15 protein-coding genes are annotated in these 22,328 nt (G+C 52.6%); 1 reads left to right on the forward strand and 14 read right to left on the reverse strand.

Annotation, left to right across the window (positions count from 1 at the left end; translation table 11 throughout):
* Positions 1-29: 29 nt before the first annotated feature.
* From ACJJJB_RS19265 to glyQ, 5 genes are all read right to left on the reverse strand, one after another.
* Positions 30-3,011, reverse strand: a complete 2,982-nt coding sequence (locus ACJJJB_RS19265; RefSeq protein ID WP_445365331.1) for a S8 family serine peptidase — start codon at positions 3,009-3,011, stop codon at positions 30-32.
* Positions 3,012-3,589: 578 nt separating this feature from the next.
* A complete protein-coding gene (locus ACJJJB_RS19270; RefSeq protein ID WP_445365332.1) occupies positions 3,590-6,571 on the reverse strand; it encodes a S8 family serine peptidase in 2,982 nt (993 codons plus the stop codon).
* 847 nt (positions 6,572-7,418) lie between these two features.
* Positions 7,419-7,967, reverse strand: a complete 549-nt coding sequence (gene gmhB / locus ACJJJB_RS19275; RefSeq protein ID WP_020413866.1) for a D-glycero-beta-D-manno-heptose 1,7-bisphosphate 7-phosphatase — start codon at positions 7,965-7,967, stop codon at positions 7,419-7,421.
* A 55-nt stretch (positions 7,968-8,022) separates the two neighbouring features.
* Entirely contained in the window at positions 8,023-10,104 is a 2,082-nt protein-coding gene (gene glyS / locus ACJJJB_RS19280; protein WP_444945904.1) for a glycine--tRNA ligase subunit beta, read from the reverse strand.
* Entirely contained in the window at positions 10,104-11,060 is a 957-nt protein-coding gene (gene glyQ, locus ACJJJB_RS19285) for a glycine--tRNA ligase subunit alpha (RefSeq protein ID WP_445365333.1), read from the reverse strand. The genes glyS and glyQ overlap by 1 nt, the downstream gene beginning before the upstream one ends.
* A 159-nt stretch (positions 11,061-11,219) precedes the next feature.
* Here glyQ and ACJJJB_RS19290 point away from each other — a divergent pair, with 159 nt between their 5' ends.
* Positions 11,220-12,107, forward strand: coding sequence for a lysophospholipid acyltransferase family protein (locus ACJJJB_RS19290; RefSeq protein ID WP_020413863.1), 888 nt, complete (start codon positions 11,220-11,222; stop codon positions 12,105-12,107).
* A 44-nt stretch (positions 12,108-12,151) separates the two neighbouring features.
* Here ACJJJB_RS19290 and ACJJJB_RS19295 read toward each other — a convergent pair whose 3' ends face one another.
* The 9 genes from ACJJJB_RS19295 to def form a co-directional block, all read right to left on the reverse strand.
* Positions 12,152-13,339, reverse strand: coding sequence for an ABC transporter permease (locus ACJJJB_RS19295; protein ID WP_020413862.1), 1,188 nt, complete (start codon positions 13,337-13,339; stop codon positions 12,152-12,154).
* A gap of 74 nt (positions 13,340-13,413) precedes the next feature.
* Positions 13,414-14,574 carry an ABC transporter permease gene (locus ACJJJB_RS19300; protein WP_444945903.1) on the reverse strand — a complete coding sequence of 387 codons (1,161 nt, stop codon included), beginning with the start codon at positions 14,572-14,574 and terminating at the stop codon, positions 13,414-13,416.
* Positions 14,571-15,266 (reverse strand): ABC transporter ATP-binding protein, encoded by a 696-nt coding sequence (locus ACJJJB_RS19305; RefSeq protein WP_020413860.1) that lies wholly within the window; start codon positions 15,264-15,266, stop codon positions 14,571-14,573. The genes ACJJJB_RS19300 and ACJJJB_RS19305 overlap by 4 nt, the downstream gene beginning before the upstream one ends.
* Before the next feature lie 48 nt (positions 15,267-15,314).
* Positions 15,315-16,349 carry an efflux RND transporter periplasmic adaptor subunit gene (locus ACJJJB_RS19310; RefSeq protein ID WP_445365334.1) on the reverse strand — a complete coding sequence of 345 codons (1,035 nt, stop codon included), beginning with the start codon at positions 16,347-16,349 and terminating at the stop codon, positions 15,315-15,317.
* Between the two features lie 98 nt (positions 16,350-16,447).
* The gene (locus ACJJJB_RS19315) at positions 16,448-17,899 is read right to left on the reverse strand and encodes a TrkH family potassium uptake protein (protein ID WP_020413858.1); all 1,452 of its coding nucleotides are present in this window, start codon (positions 17,897-17,899) and stop codon (positions 16,448-16,450) included.
* Between the two features lie 85 nt (positions 17,900-17,984).
* A complete protein-coding gene (trkA, locus tag ACJJJB_RS19320) occupies positions 17,985-19,370 on the reverse strand; it encodes a Trk system potassium transporter TrkA (RefSeq protein WP_020413857.1) in 1,386 nt (461 codons plus the stop codon).
* Between the two features lie 30 nt (positions 19,371-19,400).
* Positions 19,401-20,708, reverse strand: a complete 1,308-nt coding sequence (gene rsmB, locus ACJJJB_RS19325) for a 16S rRNA (cytosine(967)-C(5))-methyltransferase RsmB (protein ID WP_020413856.1) — start codon at positions 20,706-20,708, stop codon at positions 19,401-19,403.
* Complete coding sequence (gene fmt / locus ACJJJB_RS19330; protein ID WP_445365335.1) at positions 20,705-21,664, reverse strand: methionyl-tRNA formyltransferase; 960 nt, start codon at positions 21,662-21,664, stop codon at positions 20,705-20,707. Before fmt ends, rsmB begins: the two co-directional genes overlap by 4 nt.
* Positions 21,665-21,727: 63 nt before the next feature.
* Complete coding sequence (def, locus tag ACJJJB_RS19335) at positions 21,728-22,234, reverse strand: peptide deformylase (RefSeq protein ID WP_020413854.1); 507 nt, start codon at positions 22,232-22,234, stop codon at positions 21,728-21,730.
* Positions 22,235-22,328 lie beyond the last annotated feature (94 nt).

The following is a 22,328-nucleotide window of genomic DNA, read 5'->3' on the forward strand; positions in this document are numbered from 1 at the left end:
GAATGCCCATTATTAATGAGAATTCATTTTTACTGGGTGTTCACCATGATCTCGGTTTCGGCAAATACCTGTTCACCGTTACCGTGGCTGAGGATACCCAGGGCTCGGGTACCGGGGGCGAGACCTATCCACTCTAGCTTGATATCGCCATTGCTGTTCATTTGTGCCTGAGACGGAGCTGTGAGCTGGGTGTTGCCACTGTCACCACTCAGGTTGAAGTTAAACAGGGTAAATGGCGTGGGGCCCTCTGCAGAGGCGTAGTCCACTACGAATACCGCATACTGACCTGCGGCGGGATTGACCAAATCGACAGATTCAGCGGAAGTCGGTGAGCCGCTGGTGCCCACTTCTGGGAAGTCGGGGCCGGGGCCATAGACTTGCAGGTCCAGATCATCGCTGCCACTCCCATCACCTACGTCAGCATCAAACAGAGCTACGCGGGCAAGCTCGGTGCCTTCAGGAATATCGAAGAAAATCAGCTGGTTATCTCCATCTTCAACGCTGCCGGGGAAAGCTACACCTTCAGCCAGGCCTTGAATACCGACTTGATAGTCACCGCTGTAACCGAATGCCACGCCCAGGTCTAAGGCACCATCAGTACCTTCAGCTGTGACCAGCTGGGATGTGGATAATGGCACCGGGCGTACGGCAATGGGGCTGCGTACGTCCTGGCGTATACCAACAGATTTCCAGGTAAGATCACCAAACGCCCACTCGTTCATAGCCGCTTCTTCGGTAACCGTGAAAGTAACCTGGAATTCGGCACTTTCTCCTTCGCCCAGGCGCAGGACTTTTGGATTAACGCTAACCTCTACACCCTCAGGAGTGTTTACTGAGGCCCAATACCACTTCTGACCACGACCAACACTGGTAACACGTCGCTTGATGGTCTGGGTACCGACCAGATCACCGATGCCGATAGATGGCAGGTTCAGGTCACTGGAATCCAGTGAGTAGCCCAGAGAGACAAGCTCAGTACAGGTAGTTTCTTCGATAACCTCCGGTTGGTTTTCCGCACCACATAGAAATGCCAGGTAGTCATTGAAACCGGCATCGTAGACTAACCCAGGTCGGAAGGCGGCGGCAGGTACAATTGCACCGGCCCCAATGTCAAATGGATCTGCAGCTTCGAGTCCGAAGGACTTCAGCAGGTCAGTTCGCGCTGTGCTCATCAGGGCAGACTTGGCCATTGCCGGGCTCCAGTCAGGGTGAGCCTGCTTCAGTAGAGCCATAATACCGGCAACATGGGGGCTGGCCATGGAGGTGCCACTCTTGGTACCAAACAGGTTGCCACCGCTCAATACTGGAGAGGTACCTGCGAGGATGCCAACGCCCGGCGCGGCCACATCCGGCTTGATAATATCCGGCGCGCCGACGTTGTGGCCCCGAGAGGAGAAGCTGGCGATGCGGTCTTCGCGAGATATTTTCAACTCTGGATCCAGAATGCCAGCGGCCCCGGTATTTTCGACCAGCATGGCGCCGTCGGCATAGCGAATCATCACTCCGGGAATTGTGGTATCGGGGGCTGACATTACGATTGGATCCATACGATCCACGGCGGTGCCGTCGTTGTATACGACAATTGCTACAGCGCCGGCATCGGCCGCATTATTGTACTTCTCTGTGAAGGAGCAGCCGCCACGTTTTACCAGGGCAATTTTCCCTGCCATCTCCTCGGGGTTAGTGAGTTGGGAACACGCTTCCAGTGGAGCACCGGCAACCAGGGCAGCAGACAGCAGACCGGTGTCCTCCATAGTTACCGGGCCACCCCCTTCACGGGCATCGTAAGTGCCGGAGACAGCTTCTGGTGCGTTTACTTGCAGGGCTGTGCCAAAACTCTGGTCATCTTCTGCGGCTGCTACCGCGGTGATCCAGGGTACGCCGGAGGGAGTTCCCATGGTCTCCGGAGCAGGTCCGCTGTTGCCAGCAGAAGTGGCGACAAATACGCCAGCGTCAGCAGCGAACAGGAAAGCGATATCGTCCGCGCCAGTGAAAACGGTACTGGAGCCGCCCACCGAGTAATTGATCACGTCGACGCCATCGGCTACGGCCTCGTCAATGGCCGCCATGGAGTCTGCTGATGAGCAGCCACTGTCATCGGGGTCTGGCGCATCCCAGCAGACTTTGTACGCCGCAACCCGGGCACGCGGTGCCATGCCGGTAAGGGTCTCACCTTCCGGTGTCACTACGCCGTAGTTACCGGCGGCAGTGGTAGCAGTGTGAGTACCGTGTCCGTCTGCATCGCGCGCAGACAGGAACTCATAATCGGCTAGGGTATTATTTGTGAGGAAGGCATCGGAGAACGATTTGGCCTTAATCAGCTTGTTGTTACAGGTAAAGGCGACGTCTTCCGGATTGAATTCGGTATTGCCAAATTCACAACCCTCGCCGATAAAGGATGCAGGTACGGGTCCATAGGCAATATTTCTGCCACGATTCCCCTGACGCGGGGTCGGGATATCGGCGAGACTTGGGTGCTCAGGGTGGATACCAGAATCAATGACACCTACTATCACATCCTCACCAGTGATACCCCACAGCCAGGGGCTGGGGATACGGGTCAGGCCGAGAAAGTCCGCGGTGGAATCCGTGTGCATCTTAAGCAGGCGGTCCTCCCAAACACCCTTCACATCTTTGTGGCTACGAAGCGCTTCAGCTTCCTTCTCGCTCATCACTGCTGCGAAGCCGTTAAAGGCGGCTTCGTACTCATGCACCCTACGCGCGTCCGGAATAGATGAGAGCACTTGCTCGCGGCGGTTTTTAAGGAAGTTGGCGTAATGACGATAACTGCTGCTGCGAGGGTCCAGCTTGTGACGCACCTCCGATTTGGTGGCAGATAGTCCTGGAATGGTTCCGCTATAGGAAGAAAGTGGCTCGCCGTCCAACTGGACGATAAACACTTTCCTTTGTTTTTCCAGGCTGGGTACGAGTGTGTGTTTGGGTGTTTCTGCAAAGCTACTGGCCGAGGCCAGTATCCCTGCCAGAAGCGTGAAAATTATTTTTCTTTTCATCGATGTGTCCCGTTTTTATTTTTAGTGGCAGGCGGGATTTAGCATGAAGTAGGGACTATCCGCAGGTATAAACAAAATATATTTTGTTATATGCGGTACTGCAAAGTATTGCCTCCAAGCAGTGTGCACTTTTGGTTTGATGGTATTCCCCCAAGCCAAGATGGACAGAACCGCCCAGCTATATGCTTTTAAAGGAATATGTCGCGTAACTCAATGAGTGAACACTGAATTTAATACTTCACTCAAATTTGAACACAAAAGGATGAGAAATAAATACAGTTAAGTCATTTATGCCTGTTGGACTCTTTAATATTTGAGCGAGCTAAACCTGTCTATGGTACCGGTTCTTTTTAAATTCAGTTTTTAAAAGAAGTTTAGAGAACTCAGATAAATTATAGAATGCTGCTGTATTCATCTGGCACGGGGGAATGGTTGATCTCTTTGTATTATGAATATCACCGGTGTTTTTATTGACCAGGTGGGGTGGATAGCTTTCGTGTCAATAAAAAACCGACCAAAGCACAAGGCTTTGACCGGCTCCTAAAAGCATAATTCTTACCGCTTCTCAGCGAAGAGAATTATTGAGTGTTAACCATAACCTCGGTCTCAGCAAAAACCTGTTCTCCGTTGCCGTAGCTAAGGATTCCCAGAGCGCGGGTACCAGATGCAAGACCCATCCACTCTAGTTTGACGTTATCATTGCTGACCACTTGTGCCTGGGAGGGAGCTGTCAACTGAGTATTGCCGTTGTCGCCGCTTAGATTGAAGTTGAACAGGGTAAATGGCGTGGGGCCCGCGGCGGAGGAATAGTCCACCACATGCACTTCATATTGACCTGGGGTAGGATTCAGCATATTGACAGACTCGTTAGAAGTCGAAGATGTGCTGTCGCCTACTTCTGGACCATTAGGGCCGGGACCGTAAACTGTTATATCAAGATCGTCGCTGCCGCTACCGTCACCAACATCCGTATCAAAGAGGGCTATACGTGCCATCTTGGTACCCTCTGGGATATCGAAATAAATCACTTGACTAGCTTGGTCTTCAATACTGCTGGCTACTGTCTCAGCCTCAGCCAAGCCGCTTATGCTGACTTGGAAGTTGCCGCTATAGCCAAACACCATTCCCAAGTCATGGGCACCATCAGTACCCTGTACATTCACTAGTTCGGAAGTAGATAGGGGGACAGGTCGCACAGCGATTGGGCTGCGTACTTCCTGGCGGGCACCTACGGATTTCCAAGTTAAATCGCCGAAGACCCACTTGTTTATAGAGGCAGTGTCAGTGGCACTAAAAGTAACCTTGAATTCTGCGCTCTCTCCTTCCCTGAGGCGTAGGATTTTTGGGTGGACATCCACTTCAATACCTTCTGGTGCATTTACCGATGCCCAGTACCATCTCTTTCCTGGGGCCACGCTGGTCACTCGGCGTTTCACTGTCTGGGTCCCGACTAATTCACCTATGCCGATTGACGGCAGATTGAGGTCGCTGGAGTCCAGGGAGTAGTCCATGGATACCAATTCCTCACAGGTTGCAGGCTCGAGAATCTGCTCCTGGAACTCGGCACCACATAGAAATGCCAAATAATCATTAAGCCCTGCATCGTAGACTAGACCGGGGCGGAAAGCTGCGTAAGGTACGATTGCGCCAGCACCAAAATCAAACGGGTCTGCGGCTTCAGGACCGAAGGACTTCAGCAGATCGGTGCGTGCAGTGGTCATCAGTGCGGACTTGGCCATTGCTGGGGACCATTCAGGCCGGGCTTGCTTAAGGAGAGCCATAATACCGGCTACATGAGGGCTGGCCATGGAGGTACCGTTTAATGATTCAAATAGGCTACCACCGCTCAATACTGGTGAGGTACCTGCGAGGATACCGACCCCCGGTGCTGCGATATCCGGTTTAATAATATCCGGTGCACCAACGTTATGGCCGCGGGAGGAGAATTCAGCAATTCGATCCTCACGGGATACCTGTTGTTCTGGATCAAGAATTCCGCTAACGCCAGAGGTAGCGGCAATAAGCTCGCCGTCTTTGTAGCGGATCATGACACCTGGAATAGTGGTATCCGGAGCAGACATCGAGAGTGGATCCATACGGCCATCGTCAGCCCCATCGTTGTACACTACGATAGCCACGGCACCCGCATCAGCGACATTGTTGTATTTACTTGTGAAGGAGCAGCTGCCGCGTTTTACCAGAGCAATTTTGCCTTCCATTGCTTCGGGGTTGTCCAGCGCGGAACAGGCTTCCAGGGGCTCGCTTACAACGATAGGTCCTGACAAAAGGCCGCTATCCTCGAGGGAGACAGGTCCTCCACCTTCCATCAGTTCATAGGTACCAGCAATAGCCTTGGGTGCATCGACTTGGAGTACAGTTGCGAAGCTTTGGTCGTCCTCAGATGCTGCTACTGCAGTGATCCAGGGAACGCCGGAGGGCGTACCCATGGTACGCGGGCCGGGGCCGTCATTGCCTGCGGAGGTTGCAACAAAGACGCCTGCATCGGCGGCAAACAGGAAGGACATATCACGACCACGAGTAAATACCGTGCTTTCTCCACCCACAGAGAAATTGATTACGTCGACTCCATCAGCTACAGCCTCGTCAATGGCCGCCATAGAATCAGATGAGTAACAGCCGCTTCTGTCTGGATCTGATGCGTCCCAGCAAACTTTATATGCAGCAATTCGTGCTCTGGGAGCCATACCGGTGAGGGTTTGGCCATCTGGAGTTGCTATCCCATAGTTACCGCCGGCGGTGGTGGCAGTATGAGTGCCGTGCCCATCAGCATCTCGGGCGGACATAAACTCATAGTCTGCCAGAGTGTTGTTGGTAAGGAAGGAGGTGTTGAAGGCTTTGGCCTTGATCAATTTATTATTACAGGTAAAGGCAGCATCGCCCGGGTTGAATTCGGTATTACCAAAGTCACAGCCTTCGCCGGTGAAGGATTCTGGAATTGGCCCGTAGGGAATATCAACTCCTCGATTGCCCCGACGTGGCGTTGGTGTATCGGCAAGACTTGGATGCTCGGGGTGAATCCCTGAGTCAATTACACCAATAACAATATCTTCACCGGTGATGCCCCAGAGCCAGGGACTGGGTATTTGGGTCAATCCGAGAAAGTCCGCAGTGGAATCTGTGTGCATCTTGAGCAACTCATCTTCCCAAACACCCTTTACATCTTTATGAGCGCGCAGAGCCTCAGCTTCTTTCTCACTCATTACTGCGGCAAATCCATTAAAGGCTGCTTCATACTCATGTACTTTGCGGGCCCTGGGAACTGCGGAGAGTACCCGTTGGCGACGTGTTTTCAAGAAATTGGCGTAGTGGCGGTAACTGCTACTACGCGGATCCAGTTTGCGCTTTAGGGCCGGCTTAGTAGCAGAGAGGCCTGGAATAGTGCCACGGTATGCAGATAGAGGCTCTCCATCCAGCTGAACAATAAAAACTTTTTTTCGTTTTTCCAGATTGGGTGAGGGTGTATCGCTAGGGGCATCAGCGAAGCTGCCAGCTGAGGCCAACATTCCCGCAAGAAGCGAAGAGATAATTTTTCTTATCATTGTAATTACCGTTTTATTTTTCTATCAGGAAGGATCTTTTTTTGAATAAAAAATTTTCTTCAGCTGCTTAATTTAAAAAATATTTTTTTAAATTGAGGTGGTGGAAGTTGCTCTTTCAAACTACGTCCATTTCTGATCTGCTGAATATTTAAAAAACCAGAAGAGAAATACCCGTCCTGCTATCAGCTTTTAAAGGAAAATGGCGTGTAATTCAATGCGGAGGTTCTGAATTTAGTACTCCAACTATATTTAAATGCGAAGTGGTGTGATAGAAAGACAGTAAAGGTATTAAGGTCCAGTAAATAACTCTAATTTTTATAATAAATAATTAGCAACAATGTTGTATTTAATATTCACTCCTAAAAATAGGAAGCAACATTAAATTTACTAACACGGCAGCTGTTATCTCACGGGAAATTGCTACACGCTTTGCATGCCATGTGAACTGGTTGCTAAAAGTATGATTCTGATCCCTTCTCAGCGAAGAGAATTATTTTCTTTTGTGTATCTGCCATAACCTCGGCCTAAAAAAACCTGTTTGCTGTCGCCAAGATGCTCAGAGCACGGGTGCAGGGGGCGGGGTCCTTGCAGTCAAGGTTACTGTGCCCAGATTGTTAATTTGAGCCCGAGAGAGAGGGGGCGGTAGGTTGGGTATTACCCTCTTTACCGGTGAGGTCCAAAGTAAATAGTTTGGAGCCTTATACTAAGCGAAATCTTCGACAAATACGGTATATTGGCTCGTTGTAGGACTGTGATGGGGTTAGCCCCCAGCTTACGAAAAACTAGTGTTTACAAAAGCGGCTGGGGAAAGCTTATAGTTAGGCAAAGCTCATAGATAGCGACACATTTAAACCAGCACAAATTGACTGAACTGTTTTAGGTCCCTGAAAACTTTAGTATCAGCCAGTCTAGGGTCCGGCTTTTCCACCAACTGTTGAAGAGTGAGTATACCTTCGCCGGATTGTACCAGTACTGGTTGGCAGCCTTTTTCCAGCGCCAACTGTAAATCCGCCAGCTTGTCGCCAATCAGATAGCAACCGTGCAGGCTGGTATCGAATTCCGCTTCGATTGCATCAAGCAGGCCCGTCAGGGGTTTGCGGCAACGACAGTTATCTTCAGGGCTGTGGGGACAGTAGAAAATCGCGGCGATCTCACCGCTGGCATCCTCTACCAGAGTACGCATTTTGGAATGCATCGCCTCTAGATCATCCAGATCAAATTGGCCCAGTGCCAAGCCGCTTTGATTAGTGGCAACTACCAGTTGATGGCCGGCCTGACTGAGCGCTGCCAGCGCCTCAATACTGCCGGGCAAGGGTTGCCATTCGTCGGCGGATTTGACGAATTTATCTGGATTTTCGTTGATCACCCCGTCGCGGCCGAGAATGATAATTGCCATATTCGTATCTCCCTAATCTGCGAGGCGGGGCTTAATGCCCCGCCTCAGCAAGTCATTACTTGGCAGGAACCAGCAGGGAAATATCGGCAACTTCGAGGAACAGTGCACGCAGCTGGGCCAGCAGCGCCAAGCGGTTGTTGCGCAGTTGCTCGTCGTCGCTCATCACCATCACATGGTCGAAGAAGTTGTCCACGGTTTCACGCAGCCCGGCCAGACCGGCGAGGCCTTCGGCGAAGAGTGCATCGCTATACAGCGGTTCAACTTCTGTGCGGGCAACCTGTACGGCGGCGAATAGGGCCCTCTCCGCTTCCTCCTGCAGTAGGGCTTCATCGACATTGCTGGGCACGGCGCCATCCAGTTTGGCGAGAATATTGGAGACGCGCTTGTTCGCTGCTGCGAGGGCACCGGACTCCGGCAGCTGGCTGAAGGCGTTGACCGCATGCACACGATTGTCGATATCCAGCGGTCGTGACAATTTTCGCGCGGCAACCGACATAAAGACCTCGGCGGCAATGCCCTGATCCTCGTAGCGGGCGCGGAAGCGCTCAAGTACATATTGCAGAGTCTGCTCTACCACCTTGTCGTATTCACCCAGGGCGGTGCGCGGATAGTTGTCACGGGCCAGTTCCAGTAACTCGCGCAGGTCCAGATCGAGGCGCTTCTCTACGAGAATGCGGATAATGCCCAGGCTGGCGCGGCGCAGGGCGAAGGGGTCGCGGGAGCCGCTGGGAGGCTGGCCAATGCCAAAGATACCCACCAAGGTATCGAGTCGGTCTGCCAGGGCGATTACAGTACCGGTGTCGCTGACGGGCAGCTCGTCACCGGCAAACTTGGGCATGTACTGCTCGTACATGGCCTTGGCTACATCCAACGGCTCGCCATCATTTTCGGCGTAGTAGTAACCGGCGATGCCCTGCATATCGGCAAACTCGAACACCATCTCGGTAACCAGGTCTGACTTACACAGGCGGCCGGCGCGCTCGGCCCAGTCGCCGTTACTACCGGTTTTCTCGGCGATAGTGCGGGCCAAAGCGGAGACCCGCTCGGTTTTGTCGTAGACGCTACCCAAATGCTGCTGGAAAACGATCTGGCGCAGTTTTTCGCGGCGTGATTCCAGGCTGGTTTTCTTGTCAGTTTCGAAGAAGAAGGCGGCATCTGCCAGGCGTGGGCGGATTACCCGCTCGTTGCCGTGGATAACCTGGGCGGCATCCTGACTCTCGATATTGGACACGGTGATAAAGAAAGGCAGCAATTGGCCGTCTTCATCCACCACGTGGAAATACTTCTGGTGCTCCTTCATGGAGGAGATCAGGGCCTCGGCGGGCACTTCCAGGAAGCGCTCTTCGAAGCGGCCAGTAAGGGCGACAGGCCATTCCACCAGTGCAGTCACTTCGTCGAGCAGATCGTCGTCGATGACCGCTTCACCATTGACGTTGTTGGCTTCGGCAATCACCTGGGCACGAATGGCTTCGCGGCGTTCGGCGAAGTCCGCCATGACGTAGCCGGGTTCGCGCAGAACCTGTCCATAGTCGTGGGCGGAGTGGATCTCCAGCTCCCGATTGCAGTGGAAGCGATGACCACGGCTGATGTTACCGGCTTTTAAGCCGAGTACTTCACCGTTTACTACCTTGTTGCCAAACAGCATAACGAGCCAGTGTACCGGGCGCACGAACTCCTCGCGGCGCGCACCCCAGCGCATACGCTTGGGAATTGGCAGTTGAGCCAATGCCTTCTCGACAATGCCCGCTAACAGGGATTCGGTTTCAGCGCCTTTTTGCTCGCTGATAAAGGCCAGGCGCTCGCCTTTGTCGGTCTCTTTGCGCCCGAGTTCTTCAATGGTTACGCCATTGCTGCGGGCGAAACCCTCAGCGGCTTTACTGGGCTTACCCTCTTTATCGAAGGCGGCTTTGACGGCCGGGCCCAGCTTTTCAATTTGCTTGTCCTGCTGTTTGTCTGCCAAGCCAAACACCGCTACTGCCAGGCGGCGGGGGGCTGCGTAGGCTTTAACTTCACCAAAAGACAACTCGGCGCCTTTGAGGCCCTGGGTAATACCATCGGCGAAAGCGCTCATTAATTTGTGTAACGCTTTTGGTGGCAGCTCTTCAGTGCCCAGCTCTACCAGAAAATCCTGAGCCATTACTGCTTCTCCTCTTGCTCGATGTCTTCCACCAAAATATCTGCCCGCAGTGCTTTATCTGCCAGGGGGAAGCCTAAGGCGCGGCGCGCATCGTAGTAAGCCTGTGCCACGGCGCGGGCCAGGGTGCGTACACGCAGGATATAGCGCTGGCGCTCGGTCACTGAGATGGCGTGGCGCGCATCCAGCAGGTTGAAGGCGTGGGAGGCCTTCATGACTTGCTCGTAAGCGGGTAGTGGCAGGCCCAGCTCGATCAGGCGCGTGCTCTCGCGTTCGCAATGATCGAAGGTAGCGAACAGGAATTCCACATCGGCGTGTTCAAAGTTGTAGTGGGACATCTCCACTTCATTCTGGTGGAAAACGTCGCCATAGGTGACGGGGCTGCCATCCGGGTTGCGGGTCCAGACCAGATCGTAGATGGACTCGACACCCTGCAGGTACATGGCGATACGCTCCAGACCATAGGTGATCTCGCCGGTAACCGGGTAGCACTCGAGGCCACCGACCTGCTGAAAGTAGGTAAACTGGGTGACTTCCATACCGTTCAGCCAGACTTCCCAGCCGAGGCCCCAGGCACCCAGGGTTGGGGATTCCCAGTTGTCTTCTACGAAGCGAATATCGTGAATAGCCGGGTCCACGCCCATGGCGCGCAGGCTGTCGAGGTACAATTCCTGAATATTGTCCGGGGACGGCTTCATTACTACCTGGTATTGGTAATAGTGCTGAAGGCGGTTGGGGTTCTCTCCATAGCGGCCATCGGTGGGGCGGCGGCAGGGCTGTACATAAGCCGCATTCCAGTTTTCCGGACCTATGGCGCGCAGGAAGGTCGCCGGATGAAAGGTGCCGGCGCCCACTTCCATATCCAGAGGCTGTAGAATGACGCACCCTTGGCGCGCCCAATAATCCTGCAGGGCAAAAATGAGTCCCTGAAAGGTACTGAGATCGTATTGCTTGGACACCGCTATCTCCGGATCAGTATCTGCTGTGGGCAAAGGGACGCAATTATAGCGGTAGCGGCTGCTGCGCTTAAAGCGTTGTGACCACGCTGATGGTTTGAACCGCCATACTTGGCTTTAGGGCCGCCAAACGGCGGTATTTTTGTATAGGAAGTTGTTGCATTGGATATTAAGGGGCACCTGGCTGCAGGTGCACTGAAACTGATTGGCAGATTACCGCTGTCCTGGTCGAGGTGCCTAGGGCGCTTGGCTGGTAAGACGGCGGTGTTGTTGCGTACCGAAGGTCTGCGCCTGAGTAGAATTAATCTGGCGCAGTGTTACCCGGCGATGAACCCTAAGCAGCGGGAGAAGCTGGCCCGGGAAAGTGTGGTTAATACCGCTGTCACTGGATTCGAGATGGCGAGTATTTGGCACCATCCCTGGGCGGTCAATGAAAAGACCATAGTGTCGGTACGCAATCAACACTTGTTGTCTTTAGGAGAAGAGGGTGGTCGCGGCACCCTGGTATTAATGCCGCACACAGGCAACTGGGAAATTTTTGGTATGTACCTGGCGGCTATGGGGCCGTCTATGGCATTGTACCAACCGCCCAAAATTGCTGAATTGGACCCGGTGATTCGCGGTGGCCGCGAGAAGACCGGCGCACAAATGGTACCCACCAATATCCATGGTGTGCGCTCCCTGCTCAAATGCTTGAAAGCCGGTCATGTCGCGATGGTATTGCCGGACCAGGAGCCCGATATGGGTGGGGATTTTGCCCCTTTCTTTGGGCGGCCGGCATTGACCATGACACTGGCTCACAATCTACTGCAACGCACTAAATGCCACGTGGTATTCGGTTTTGGCAAGCGTGTGGAAGGGGGTTTTGAATTGGTGTTTTTGCCCGCCGAGAACGCAATTTACAGTGAAGAGCAGAAGGTCTCCCTGGCGGCGATGAACCGTGGTGTTGAGGCTTGTATCGCCCAGGCACCGGAACAGTACCAGTGGGAGTACAAGCGCTTCCGCAAGCAACCGGAAGGCAAAAGCAAAATTTATCGCAAGAATAGATAGCGCTGCCGTGTGGCAGCCCTATCTAAGTGATTGTCGGACTGGTTTCAGGCAGCGTGACGAAATGCCACTATCACTGGCATACGCGCTGCGCGCCAAGCAGGGAAAAAGCCGCTGACAAAGCCGATCGCCAGAGCCAGTATAGCGCCCTGCAGGAACAGGTCCGGCGACATCTCAAAGCTGAATACCACTTGAGTGAAGCTACCACCCAAGGTTGAGGTATTCAGCCCATCGAAGAAGACAAATGCAGCTAGTGAGCCCAGAAGTCCACCCGTTACTGCCAGTACCATGGCCTCGGCGATGGTGCCGCAAAAAGCTGAAAAGTTGCTAAAACCCAAAGCGCGTAGTGTGGCAATTTCCTTTGCGCGATCTGCAACAGATGTATACATGGTATTAAGGGCCCCGGCGAGGGCACCGAGAGCCATTACCGCGCTGATAATCCAACCGAAAGTGGCTATGTACTGCAGTTGTTTGCCCTGGCTGGCAAAGTACTCCTGCTCTGTCTGCACTTCCAGATTTAAGCGAGGCTCTCGCTCAATACTATCCTGCAATGGCTTTATGTCGCTGTCATTTTGCAGCTTTGTTCGGATTGACTGGTAGCTATTTCCGCGATTGTAGTGGCTCTGAATAGTTTTTATGTCCGCCCAGAGTTCGCTCTCAAAAATATTACCTCCTGTGGAAAAAACACCAACGACTTTCCACAGGTTCTTGCCAAAACGTACTTCCTTTCCTATTTCGAAGCCATTGAACTCCCGCAGCACGCCTGCTCCCACAACCATCTCGTTGGTTCCAGGAGTAAACATGCGTCCCTCTACCAATTGCATATTCGTGCGCATATCCATGCCGGTCTTGTTGAGTCCGCGCAAAGGAATATTCGCCTCGGTACCACTGGATTTCTTAATACCATCGACAATCACATAGAGCTCTGGTGAAACCAGTGGACCATTGGCATCGCGGGCTACTCCAGCTGATTCCCCGATAAGATTGACCTGATCCTGCAAGATTACTGAATTGAGCTCGGTTGATGAGCCCTCCCGCATAAGGATAGCGATCTGGCTTGAGCCAGCTCCGCGCATGGTCTCCTCAAAGCCTTTGGCCATGGCGAGAAATGCCAGCAATATGGCTACTACAACTGCCGAGGCCAGTACCATGGCTAAAGACATCCACAGGCGCCGGCGCAGGCTGCCAAGATTCATGAGGGTCACTGAGACTATTTGTGCAATAAGAGAACCCATTATTTTCCCTCCATATAGGAGTTTTGCTGCGATTCGTAAAAAAGAAAAGACAGCGAAGCCGAGTATCAGCTGATTTATTGTTGACGGTTAAATGCCGTGACGATGTTTAGGCGCAGAGCATTAAATGCTGGCAGTAACCCGGTAATTAACCCTAGTAAAAGCATAAATACCAGCGCTTGCAGGGCGATATTTCCGTCCAGAATCAGGTTGGGTAGAAACCTGGCAAGGAAAGTTTTAACACCCTCGACCAGCAACCAGGCTGCGGCAAGACCCGAGAGTCCACCGACCAGCGCGACCAGCATGGATTCCGAAAGCACCATACGGAAAATTCTGCTACTGGAAAAACCTAAAGTTTTCAACACAGCAATCTCCCCGGTGCGTTCGCGAATAGCCAGTGCCATGGTGTTGCCGACCACAACCAGAATGGTGAAGAAAGCGGTAAATACAACTGAGAAAATGATCAGTCCAATATTTCCGATTTGTTCAATAAAAGCCTTATTAAAGGCCTTTTCAGTGCTGGTATCCGTTTCATTTTGAGAGTTGGCAAAAGTATCATCAATAGTTTTCGCCACTTTTTCATTGAGGGAAGAATCTTCAGTGGTAAGGGCCATCCAGCCGATCCAGTCACCACCAAATGTTTGGGTTTCCATAAAATACTTATAGTGGAAAAGCATCTGACGTGTATCGTATTGTTCAGTATCCCCTTTAAAAATTCCGGATACTACAAACTCCCAGGTGTAGCCACCGTCTTTATGGGTGAAAATATTGGAGGAAATTGGAATCTGATCACCAATTTTCCAACCATAAATTTGCGCGAGTTTTTCACCGACTAAAACGCCCTGACGATTGTTGAACCAGGCCCTCTTTTGGTCTTCGGGAACAACAACTTCCTTGTAAACCCTTAGGTAAGATTCTGGTTCCACTGCCATAGAGACTACTTGTCTTGCCGGTTCCTGGTAATAGCCGCCAAACCAATTAAGATGGGTAACGTCCTTTACCCCCTCTACTGCGGCAACTTTTTGGTAGTACGCAATGGGTAGTGACTTGGTAAAATTTATACGATTAAAAACCACTAAACGATTGTCTGCAGAAAGTTCCACACTGGAATTTAGTGCGGTTTTTAAACTGGTAACCGCGCCAAAAATCAGAAAGGCAATAAATATGGCAAAACATGTGAGGAAAAGCCGTAGAGGCTTTCTCGTCATGTTTTTATAAATTAAATAAAATTCGTTCATGCCACTATTTCCCTCTGCACAAATTGCCCTTTATCGAGATGCAGGGTGCGTTTGGCGTATTTGGCTGCAGCGGGGTCGTGGGTGACCATGACGATAGTTTTTCCATGGTCGCGATTTAGCAACTGCAACATTTCCAGGATTTCATCGGCAGTAGCACGGTCCAGATCTCCTGTGGGTTCGTCACACAATATCAGTTTGGGATCGGAGACAATTGCGCGGGCGATGGCCACTCGTTGCTGTTGACCACCGGACATCTCGCTAGACATGTGTTTGGCGCGATCGCTCAACCCCACAAGAGCGAGTGCTGTTTCCACATTTTTACGTCGTTGCGCTTTAGATAGCTTGGTCAGCATTAGTGGCAGCTCCACATTGCGCTGCGCATTCAGCATTGGCATTAAATTGTAGAACTGGAAAATAAAACCAATATTTTCCGCTCTCCAGCGAGTCAGGGCACCTTCGCTAAGAGAATCAATACGTGTACCGTCAAACCAGACCTCGCCACCACTGGGTTGATCAACACCGCCTAACATGTTTAGCAGAGTGGTTTTACCTGAGCCGGATGGCCCCATGATAGCGACAAAATCCCCCCGATCTATGGTCATGTTGAGGTCGTCAAAGATAGAAATTTTCTCTTTGCCTTTGACAAAATTTTTACTGACGTTCTTTAATTGAAACAACACATCTTCTGACATCTAAAAATCCCTCTTATTATAAAATGAATGGTGATGTCGCCTGTGCCGCTAGATAGCCAATTCCTCCCCGGCCAGGAACCCAACTTTGACACCCATATCCGGCAGGATACGAGGGTCTTTGTCATCAATACCAATACGTACCCGCACAGTGGCCTTGGCGCGATCGGCGGTTGGAATAATGGCAATTACTGTTGCTGGAATATTCCATTCCGGGTAGGCGTCCAGATTGGCATTTACCCGCTGTCCAGTAGATACGCGGCCGATAAATGCTTCATTAACGTCTACTTCGATCTCCAGTGAGTTCATGTCCACGATGGTACAGATGCCTGTGCGGGTGAAGCCACCGCCAGCAGAGCTGGGGGCGACAATTTCACCAGGCTGCGCATTTTTTTGTGTGACGATCCCGGTGAAGGGGGCGCGAATAGTGTGATCTTCCAGCCGTTCGCGCTGACGTTCGGCTTCGAGTTTAGCGACCTCAATGTTGGCTCGGGCACTTCTTAAGTCGGCCCTGAGGCCCTCCGCACTTGCCTGGCTCTGGGTAAGCTGCGCTTTGCTCGAATAGTTCTTATCGCGCAGTCCCGCAAAGCGCTGATACTGTCGTTCGGCTTCTTTTAGTTTGGCGCTGATACTGGCTTCCTGGGCTTGCAGCACCTCTATCTGGGCTAAGGCAAAATCCAAGCTGACCCGTGCTTTTACATCATCGAGACGTGCCAGCACCTGGCCCTCACTGACTTGCATTCCCTCCTCGACATCCACACTGCTGATCAGGCCCATCACTTCTGCAGATACTGTGGCCATGCGCCGTGCTGTAATGTAGCCGGACGCATTGAGGACGGTTTCCATCCTTGCGGGGGAATTGTGTTTAGGTGCTGATGCAGTGGAGTTTTCTGGTCGAGCTTGCACTGGTGACTCAGGGGGCTGCTCTTCCGTCAGTAAGTTACCAGCGGCAAATCCTATTACCAGGCCGGCAATGGTGCCAATAGAGGCCGCCAAAAGGGTTTTCCGCGGTGATGAAGGTATTTCTTGAGCCGCATCCCGGTCAATTTTTAACTGACCGAGCAACTCACTGGTGTTTCTGCTCATACAGCCATGTTCTTATTCGTTACTTCCTGTAGAAGATAACTTTGGCAGAAACTAAAAAATATTGCTATGCGTCAAGCGTCCAAGGAGACGGGGCAGTTTTAATGGCGCCAGAAAGCCGGAGTCAGTAGTACCAGCAAGGTGAAAATTTCCAGGCGGCCCATCAACATGGCGAGGATCAGGAACCACTTCGCCACCTCATTGACGGAGCCATAATGGGAGGCCGCATCCCCGAGCGCGGGTCCGATATTACTGAGGCAGGAGGCTACGGTGGTCACTGAGGTAACAAAATCCTCGCCGGTGGCGATCACAATAATTGAGAGAATAAAAAACGACAGCACATAGACGGCAAAGAAACCCCACACGGCATCGGTTACGCGGTCGGGTACGATTTTGCGGTTGATCTTAATGGGGATCACCGCATTGGCATGTACCAGGCGGTTTAGCTCGCGCATGCCGGATTTCATGATCAACATGCCGCGCACGGCCTTGATACCACCAGAGGTGGAGCCGGCACAGGCGCCGAGAATCCCTAGGAGTAGCAACGCATAGGGAAGAAATACCGGCCAGGCTGAGAAGTTTTCAGAGGCAAAACCCGCAGTAGTACTGATTGAGACCACCTGGAAAAAGCCGTGTAGCAGGCTGTTTCCGGGCGAGAAAATATTCAATATCCACAGGTAGCAACTGATCAGCAAGCCGGCGCCCAAAATAAGCATCACGTAAAAGCGAAATTCGGAGTCGCGCCAGTAGTGCTTAATGGTTTTGTTACGAAAGGCGTAAAAGTGCAAGCCGAAGTTGATCGCTGCGGTAAACATGAAAATGATACAGATCACCATGATCGCGCGGTTGTGGGCGTAAAAGCCCATACTGGCATCATGGGTGGAAAAGCCGCCGTTGGCTACGGTTGAAAAGGCATGGCCAACGGCGTCGAAAACGGTCATGCCGGCCCACCAGTAACCGATACCACACAGGATAGTGAGGATTACATAAATCACGATCAACGCTCGCGCCGTTTCGGCGATACGCGGTGTTAATTTGGTGTCTTTCACCGGTCCGGGAATTTCCGCTTTGTATAACTGCATGCCACCAATACCGAGCATGGGCAGGATAGCCAGCGCAATAACAATTACGCCGATGCCACCAAACCACTGCAATTGCTGGCGGTAGTAAAGGATTGCTGGAGGCAGAGTGTCCAGGCCGGTAATTACCGTGGCACCAGTGGTTGTCAGTCCGGAAATCGATTCGAAAATCGAATCGGTAATACTCAGGTCTGGCTGTGGGCTGATAATGAAGGGCAGGGAACCAAAACTACCAAGGATCAGCCAAAATAGCGAAGTCACCACAAAGCCATCCCGTGTACGTAGATCCTGGCGCAGGTCATGCACAGGTAGCCACATAAACAGACCGGTAATCAGGGTAATAGCAAAAGCGGCAATAAAGGCACTGTGGGTGTCGTCGCTATACCATAGGGACACCACGATAGGCGGCAGCAGTGTCAGGCTGAACACCGTCAGTAGAATTCCAAAAACTCGCGCAATTACCGCTATTCGCATTGGCGCCTATTAGCCTGTTATCTGTAGTTTCTTTATTTGGACGAAAGGAGTAGTGATCGCCGGAGTTATAAATCGAATTCTGGCTTTAGAAAAAGCCGAAACCCACCTGGAACAGTTGTTCCACATGGCGTGTCTGGCGGCGATCTACCAGAAACACAATTACATGATCGTCACTTTGCACAATCACATCATCATGGGCCATCAAAACTTCACTGCCATTTTCTGTCTCACGCACAATGGCTCCGATAGAAGCGCCATCGGGAAGGTCGATGTCCTCGATTTTTTTACCAACCACCTTAGAGGTGCGTTCATCACCATGGGCGACAACCTCAATGGCTTCAGCTGCACCGCGGCGCAGGGAGTGGACATTAACCATGTCACCACGACGCACATGGGTAAGCAGGCTACCGATCGTATTTTGCTGTGGTGAAATAGCAATATCGATCTCACCACCTTGTACCAGGTCGACATAAGCACGGTTATTGATGAGGGTCATTACCTTGCGCGCGCCGAGCCGTTTAGCCAGTAGTGATGACATGATGTTAGCTTCGTCATCATTGGTGAGGGCGAGGAACACATCCGTATCCTCGATATTTTCCTCCAGCAACAGTTCCTGGTCAGAGGCACTACCGTGCAAAATAATGGTGTGGGAAAGCTCTTCGGACAGGAAGATACAGCGCTCGTGGCTCTGCTCAATAATCTTGACTGAATAGCGGTTTTCCAGCTTGGTGGCGAGACGCAGGCCGATATTGCCGCCACCGGCAATGACTACGCGTTTGTAGCCGTGCTCCAGACGGCGCAATTCGCTCATTACTGCACGAATATCAGCGCGCGCAGCGATAAAGAATACTTCGTCACCGGCTTCGATAACTGTGTCACCCTGAGGAATTATGGGACGGTTGCGGCGGTAGATGGCCGCCACCCGGGTATCCACCTTCGGCATATGTTCGCGCAGGTAGCGCAATTGGTGCCCCACCAGAGGGCCGCCCTGTACCGCTAATACCGTAACAAGCTGTACTCGGCCATCGGCGAAGTCCAGCACCTGCAGTGCGCCGGGGTGTTCCATCAAGCGTGCAATATATTCTGATACCAGTTGCTCCGGACTAATCAGGACATCAATAGGAATGGCCTGGTTATCGAACAGCTCTGGGTGACGCAGGTAGGAAGAGGCGCGAACCCGTGCAATTTTAGTGGGTACGCGAAACAGTGAGTGTGCAATCTGGCAGGCCGCCATATTGGTTTCATCGTTGTTGGTCACCGCCACCAGGATATCGGCATCTTCAATACCTGCATCCATCAGTACGTCAGGATGAGAGGCGTGGCCGATAACCACGCCGATATCGATACGATCACGAAGCTCGCGCAAGGTTTTCTCGTCGCTGTCCACCAGGACAATATCGTTGCGTTCTGAGGCCAGGGCCTCCGCCAGTGAGCCGCCCACCTGGCCGGCGCCGAGAATGACAATTTTCATATCGGATGAGACTCGCGGCCCGCGCCGCTGTTATTCGGCTTTGCTCAGCAGAGCGTAGTAGAAACCGTCGCCGCCACTGTTCTGGGGCAGAAGCTGTATCCCCACAGGCTGCTTTTCTCCCCAGGACTTGCCGTTTAGCAGTTCAGGAGTATTGTCGCTCGCATCTACAGTCTCCGCAATGAAAGCCGCGACAACTTCACTATTTTCCGTTGGTAGTACTGAGCAGGTAGCATAAACCAGGCTGCCACCGGGTTTCAGCAGACCCCAGCTGGAGCGTAATATCTCACCCTGCAGCCGAGCCAGTTCGGCAATATCTTCATCGCGTCGTAATAATTTGATATCTGGGTTGCGGCGGATCACACCAGTGGCGGAGCAGGGGGCGTCGAGCAGGATACGATCAAATTGCTGCCCATCCCACCAGGCCTCTGGTGCGCTCGCATCAGCACAGATTAACTGCGCACTCAGTCCACAGCGGTCGAGGTTCTCCCGCACACGATCAAGGCGATTTTCCTCGATATCCAGTGCGCTTAGCTCAATAGTGGGCTGTTGTTCCAGCAGGTGGCAACTTTTGCCGCCCGGTGCCGCACAGGCGTCAAGCACCTTCTCGCCAGGTAGAGGATTGAGCAGTAGCGCCGCCAATTGAGCAGATTCATCCTGCACGCTAACCAGCCCTTCTGTGAAGCCCGGCAAAGCGCCCACCGATACCGGCTCAACCAGGGTGATACCAACTGGTGATACCGGGCAGGGTTCTGCGGATAGGCCGGTTTCAGCAAGCTGCTGCAAATAATCCGCACGGGAAATTTTGCACGTATTTACCCTCAGGGTCATAGGAGGGTTGGCGTTGTTGGCACGGAAAATTCCTGATGCCCGATCTGGCCAAGCGGCTTTGATACGTTGTTGTAGCCATGCAGGGTGTATGGAGCTGAATTGGGGGTTGCCGGATAGTTTGCGCTGTAGTTGTTCGCTGTTGCGTAGTGCATTGCGCAATACGCCGTTAATCACCCCGGTAGCTCGATCCAAGCCCAGACTGCGCGCGGCGTTTACCGTAGCTGAAATAGCCGCATGATCGGGAATACGAGTGTATTCCAGTTGATATAGGCCCAACAGAATCAAAGCGCTGACCAGGGTGTCTCCGGGCTTCCTGCGCAGCAGCTTGGCCGCGATTAATTGCAGTCGCGGTGCATAGCGGGCGCTGCCGTAACAGAGTTCGCGTAGGAGTGCGCGGTCGCGCTCCTCTACCTTGTCTTCGGCCTTTGGTAACAGGCGTGCCAGCGAACCCTGCTCTTCCAGTAGGGCGGCGATAATTCGAGCGGCTTCGGCGCGTACATCTCTACTCATCGTATTGTTTCACCCAGCAGCGTGCCTGGGGCGAACTGCTCTCGATAGCCTTTCAGGATTTCTGCTGCCGGCAGAGCCTTTTTGCCAGGCAGTTGCAGGAGTTGTAGGCGCAGGGCCTCGCGGCCACAGGCAACCAGGATACCTTCATCATCGCTGGCGAGGATAGTGCCGGGTACCTGATCGTGACAGCCGCGCTCTAGTGCGGCACTGTAAATACGTAACCGCTGCTCGCCTTTTTTATCGAGGTAGGTAGTCCAGGAAACCGGGAAGGGGTTAAAGGCGCGGATCTGTCGTTGCAGCTCCTCTGCGGATCGCCGCCAATCTAGACGTGCCTCTTCCTTGGAAATTTTATTAGCATAGTTGGCCTGGTTTTCATCCTGGATTTCTGGCTTGGCTGTGCCGGAAGCCATTTTTGTCAGGGCTTCAATCAGGGCAGGACCGCCGAGCTCTGCCAACTTGTCGTGCAGACTTCCGCCAGTCTCATCCTGTTCAATGGCACAATGGCGTTCCACTATAACCGGCCCTGTATCAAGGCCAGCCTCCATTTGCATAATGGCCACGCCACTCTTGAGGTCCCCAGCTTCTACCGCGCGCTGTATGGGCGCGGCACCGCGCCAACGTGGCAATAGAGAAGCGTGTACATTGACACAGCCCAAACGGGGGGTATCCAGAACCGCCTGGGGAAGAATCAGGCCATAGGCCACCACCACCATTATATCTGCGCGTAAAGATGCAAGTTCGGCCTGGGCATCTTTGTCGCGCAGGTTCGGTGGTTGGTACACTGGAATATCGTAGGAAAGGGCTAATTGCTTGACCGGGCTGGACAGCAGCTTCTTGCCCCGACCCGCCGGCCTGTCCGGTTGGGTGTATACGGCAATGACATTGTGCTCACTATCTAGTAGCGCTTGCAGATGCACGGCGGCAAAGTCCGGCGTGCCGGCAAAAATGATATTCACTGGCTGATTCTCAAATCGGAGGAAATAGCTGGCGCCGGATATGCCGGCGGCCAGCCTTCTTTATCAGGCGCGTCGGCGCTGGGATTTTTCCAGCTTGGAGCGAATGCGGTTGCGCTTGAGTGGGGAGATGTAATCCACGAACAGTTTGCCATCCAGATGGTCGACTTCATGCTGGATACATACTGCCAATAGTCCCTCTGCTTCAATGGCAAAGGGTTCACCATTGCGATCCAGGGCCTTGATCCGCACTTTACGCGGGCGCTCCACGGTCTCGTAGAAGCCTGGCACGGATAGACAACCCTCATCGTACTGGTGGATTTCCTCTTCCAGTACTTCGATTTCCGGGTTGATAAAGCCGAGTGGCTCGCTTCCATCCTCGGATATATCCACCACCACAATGCGCTCCTGCACATTGACCTGGATAGCGGCGAGGCCGATGCCGGGTGCGGCATACATGGTTTCAAACATGTCGTCCAGCAACTGGCGATGTGCATCGGTCACTTCAGCGACCGGTTTTGCGACCTCGCGTAGACGAGGATCGGGAAATTCCAGTATCTCGAGTTTAGCCATAACACCTGTGACAAACTTCTAGTATTCGTTGAACGTGCGCTGATAACATTATGATCGCGCTCAATATTTACCGAGTGGACCCCTGATTTTCGCT

The organism is Microbulbifer variabilis (assembly GCF_052468405.1).